Raw genomic sequence first — 4,738 nt, forward strand, 5'->3', positions numbered from 1 at the left:
GTGGATGCCCAGACCGCGCTGGATCTGGTCATTTGCCTGACGGATAGCGTCGTTCACCTGAGCGGACAGACCCTCCAGGCCCGGGATGCGGACCTGGGAAAGGATGCCCAGCGGGATAGCCAGCAGCAGCGGTGCAGACAGGCCGATGATGGAGGCAATGCACTTGCCGTCGATCTCAGAGGAGCCCTTCTCGGTCTTGTTGCCCTGGAGGTCAACGCCAAGGTCGATCTCGACGTAGTCTTCCTGCTTGTCGCTGCGGACGCCGTTCTCAATCGGAACGACGACGAGCTTGCCGCCAGGAACCTTGCCAGCGTCAACCTCGAGGTGGCCGCCCTTGTCCACAACCTTGTCGTTCGGGACGATGGTGCAGCTGCCGTCGCCGGTGCAGATGTTGATCTCAACGTTGTTCGAGCCACCCTCGAAGTCAACGATGTAGCTGCCGTCCTTGCCCGGGTTGGGCTTGATCGACGGACGCGGCTTCGGAAGCTCGCCCTCGGAAGTGTCCGGGATGACAGCATCGACGACGCGGACGAGGTTGCCTTCCGGATCGCGGATCTCGATCTGTGCCAGACCACGCTTGCCAGGCTGTGCCTCGATGGCGAGCTTGCCCGGCTCTGGCTCGGTGACCGTCACCAGATCTTTGCCGTGAACAACCTTGTAGGTGTGCTTCTCGCCGAAGTCGACGGAGTCCTTGATGTTCTTGTACAGAACAGTGCGGAACTCTTCGAAGTTCAGCTGCTTGCCCTCTGGGAGGACCTCGATGTTGTAGCGGCGGACCACAACATCACCGCGGCGCTCGATGACCTTCACGGTCTTGCCGATGGACTCCGGGCCCTTCGGCACGAGGATCCACTTGCCGTCTTCCTCGACGACCTTGACCCACTCTGCACCCTCGACGATCTCGATCGGGTTGTTGTTGATGCGGGTGATGGTGAAGCGACCGTCAACGCTGAGCTTGTAGTCGTCGGAAGACGCGGTGTTGCCACCGTTCTTGCCCGGAACAACCGTGTAGATGTAACGCTCAACGACAGTGTCGCCAGACTTGATCTCGACAGTGGCGGTGCCGGTCTTGCCGTCCTTCGGCGTGACCAGCAGGGTGTCGCCTTCGCGCTTGACGTCGATGACGTCCTCGCCCTTGACGTCGTAGGTGAACTCCGAGGAGTTCATGGTGATCGAGGACTCGGACTTCGGCGTGAGCTCGAACTTCTCCTCACGTGCACCCTGCGGGGTCACGACGAAGATGTAGCGCTGGTACGCGATACCGCGGGAGTTAAGGACCTCAACAACAACTTCGCCGTTGGCGCCGTCGACGAACTTCAGGGAGTTGTTCTTGATGTCGCCGCCATCGAGCAGCTCCTTGCCCTTGGTGACCTTGAGGTTGTCGCCCGTGATACCGACGGTTGCGCCGGACTTGACGTTCTTGCGCACCTCGTCGATCTTGCTCGGGGTGACGTTGATGGTGTACTCGACGAGCTCATCATCACCGAACTTCTCGACGATGACGATCTTGCCGTCCGTGCCCAACTTCGGCAGGACCTTCCAGTTGCCGTTCTCGTCTTCTTCCTTGTCGAAGAGATCCTCGCCTTCCTTGACCTCGAACTTGTTACCCGGGGTGCCGCGAGTCAGGGTGACGGTGTTGCGGTCCAGAACATCCTGGCTGACCTTGGCGGGCGGGTACTTGGTGTCACTCTTCACCTTGGCGACCAAGGTGTAGGTACCAATCAGGACGCGGCCGTTGTCGGTCTCCTTGTACACGTTGAAGACCAGGGTGCCGTTGGTGACGTTCGTGACCTTCCACGGATCCTGCTCGTCCCACTTCCACTCACCGGACTTGGAAACGGGCTCCTTGGACAGATCGGAGGTGTCGGGGCCGTAATCGATCGTGATGGTGTCGCCCTCCTCCATCAGGCGGGTGACGTTGTCCACGGAAACGTTCGTACCGTGCTCGATCTTCAGGTTGAAGGTGTAGGTCTTGCCGTCCTTGCCAACGGCCTTGATCACAACATCGCCGGTTGCGTCCTTCTTCGGGGTGACAACCCAGGAGTCGCCGCGCTTCTCGATCTTCTCAATCTTGTCAGCGCCCTCAACGATCTCCGGCTTCTCCTCAACACCCTCGATTTCGAGAATGTAGGAGTTGAGGTTGCCGATGACGCGGGTGTAGGTGGAACCACCAGTGGTGGTGTCGATCATGAAGATGTAGTTGTTCTCAGCGCCGGTCGGCTTGCCGTTGACCTTCTCAAAGACGGTGACCTTGATCTGATCCTGCGACAGGCCATCAACAACCTTCAGCTTGTACTGGTTGGAGGAACCCTCAACCTTCACCAGCTCGCCCGGGCCGTCAACCTTGTAGTCCCAGCCAGCCGGGACGGTGATGGTCTGGTCGATGTTGGAGACACCCACGTTGAAGAAGTGGTTGTTCACGGTGACGTCGTTGACGGTGACCTTCTCGGTCTTCTCGTTGACGATGTTGACCGTGTACTCGTGGCGGTTGCCTTCGCTGTCCGTAATGACGAAGCGAACGGTGCCCTTGCCCTCACGCTTCGGCACGATCTCAATGACGTACTTGCCGTTGCGCTCAACCTTGCGGATATCAACGAGGCCGTTGGAGTCGTCGATAATCTCGAGCTTCCAGTCGCCGAGCTTGTCAACGTCGATGATCTGCGTCTTGTCGGTGCCCTCGAAGGCGAAAGCGTAGGTGAAGTGGCGGGTGTAGCGCTCAACAGTGGAGGTGCGCTCAACCGTCTTGTAGTTCTTGTTCACCACGGTGGTCTCAACAACCTTGGTGGACGGCTCAGCGGTCACCGTCTGAGTCTCGGTGCGCGGGGCACCGCTCCGCTTCACGGTCTCGACGACGGTAGTGGCCGGCTTGGTGACGGTAACCGTCTCGGTTGCACCCTCGACGGTGTCAGTTGCGCGGGCCGTGGTGGTCTCGGTGACAGTCACCGGCTCAACCTGCTCAACGGTGACGGTCTTCTGCGGAGCGGTCACCGTCTCGGTTTCGACCTTGGTCGGCAGGGTGGTCTTCGCGGTTGCGGTGACAACATCCGGACGACGGGTGGAGGTAACCGTGAGCTCCTCCGGCGTCTCAGTCACGGTCTTCTCGACGATCGGCTGGATGTACTCCGTCTTCGTCGCGGTACCGCCCACCGTCTTGGTCACGGTTGCGTTACCCGGACGCACAGTCTCCGTCTCGGTGACGGTCGACTGCACCGTCGAGGTCACGGTCTTGGTCTCCTGCGGAGAAACGGTCTTGGTGACCGTCTCGCGGATCACGTCCGGCTGGTAGTTGTCCAGACCCGGCTGCGCGACGATGAGGATGCGCTGCTTCGTCGGGTCGCGGAGAACATCCTGGTAGATGTTGTAGTTCAGCGGAACAAGGACGGTGACGTACTCGCCCGGGTTCACCTTCAGCGAGTTGAACTTCTTGGTGTTCTTCGCCAGGTAGAAATCCGACTGACCAACCGTTGCGGTGGCGGTGCGGCGGATGCTGAAGCCGGTCCAGCTCTCAAACTCTGCGGCGGTCAGCTTCGGCGGGTTGTTGGACCAGCCGAAACCATAAGCAGCCCAACGCGGCTTAATGTCGCCAGTAATGTAACCACGGATCTGGTCGAGAACTTCCTGGTTGTTGGACACCAGTGCCTGCATGGCCAGGGCCTTCTTACGGACCTCTTCGTGGCGGCCAGCGTAGTAGTCATCCAGCATCAACTTGGTCAGGCTGATCGAAGCCTTCTCAATGTCCGGGTGGATATCAAAGCTGCCGCCCGAAACAAGGTTGAAGCCGTAAAGACCGGAAACACCGTCGAGCTTGCGGACCTCGTACTGGGTATCCAGGCTCGGACCCGGCAGCGCAGCGTCGATGCACCAGCCCGGACCGTACTGGGTCTGGAGCATGTCCATACGGCCCTTGAGCTTGGCACCCTTGTTGTACTGCAGTGCAGCCTTGTTAGCGTCGCTCGGCAGCGCGGAATATTCGCTAGTTACTCGCTCGTCAGCGTCAGCGGTCGGAGCTACGACCGTTACGCCACCAAAAGCCACCGTGGCGGAAACCAGGGTGGCCATGACGCGCTTCTTCAGATGTGCGTTCTTCAACGGCTTCATTCCTTACAACTCGGAGGAGATATTCGAAGCAGCCTTGAGATCACCTGAACACGGATCTCCAAACTGATAACTACATATTTAAGCGCAATATCGGCTTGGAGAATAGTCAGAAACCCCCTACAGAAAGCCAAAACGCCAGATCAACACCAAAAACTTAGAAACCTGACCCTCTGAACTGGACGTTTAGACAGTACTCAGGAAGAAAACCACAAGGTGATTTTCACCACAATCCGAGCAATTGTTCAACAAATCCTAAAACAACGCCGAAAGCCCGAAGCCGACTTGGCTTCGGGCTTTCAGGGATCAGAACGATTTACTTCTTGGATTCGTCCTTCTTGTCCTTTGCACCAGCTTCCTCGGACGGTTTTTCAGCCTTGTCCTTGGAGCTCTTGCCGGAGGAACCGTGCATCATCCAATCCTGACCGGTCGCCTCACCGATCTTGTAGGACGAGGTCATCTCCTCCTGGCCGCAGGCACGCAGCACACCGTCGATCAGGAACAGACCGAGCGTGATTGCACCGAGGGAACCGGCGGCGAGGCTCAGCATCTCCGGGTTGGCAACGTTGAACGCACCCTGGAGACCGGCTGCGCGGCGAGAACGGTCATCGTCGTGGATGCCCAGACCGCGCTGGATCTGGTC

Annotated in this window: 2 protein-coding genes; both read right to left on the minus strand. The window is 58.9% G+C overall.

Annotated elements, in window-relative coordinates:
• A partial coding sequence (locus HMPREF3171_RS11430) for a hypothetical protein (protein WP_210385614.1) occupies window positions 1-4,089 on the minus strand: 4,089 nt, incomplete at its 3' end.
• 322 nt (window positions 4,090-4,411) lie between these two features.
• A partial coding sequence (locus HMPREF3171_RS12140; RefSeq protein WP_168161907.1) for a hypothetical protein occupies window positions 4,412-4,738 on the minus strand: 327 nt, incomplete at its 5' end.

It is taken from the genome of Corynebacterium sp. HMSC08F01 (genome assembly GCF_001807545.1).
In the GTDB taxonomy this organism is placed as follows: domain Bacteria; phylum Actinomycetota; class Actinomycetes; order Mycobacteriales; family Mycobacteriaceae; genus Corynebacterium; species Corynebacterium coyleae.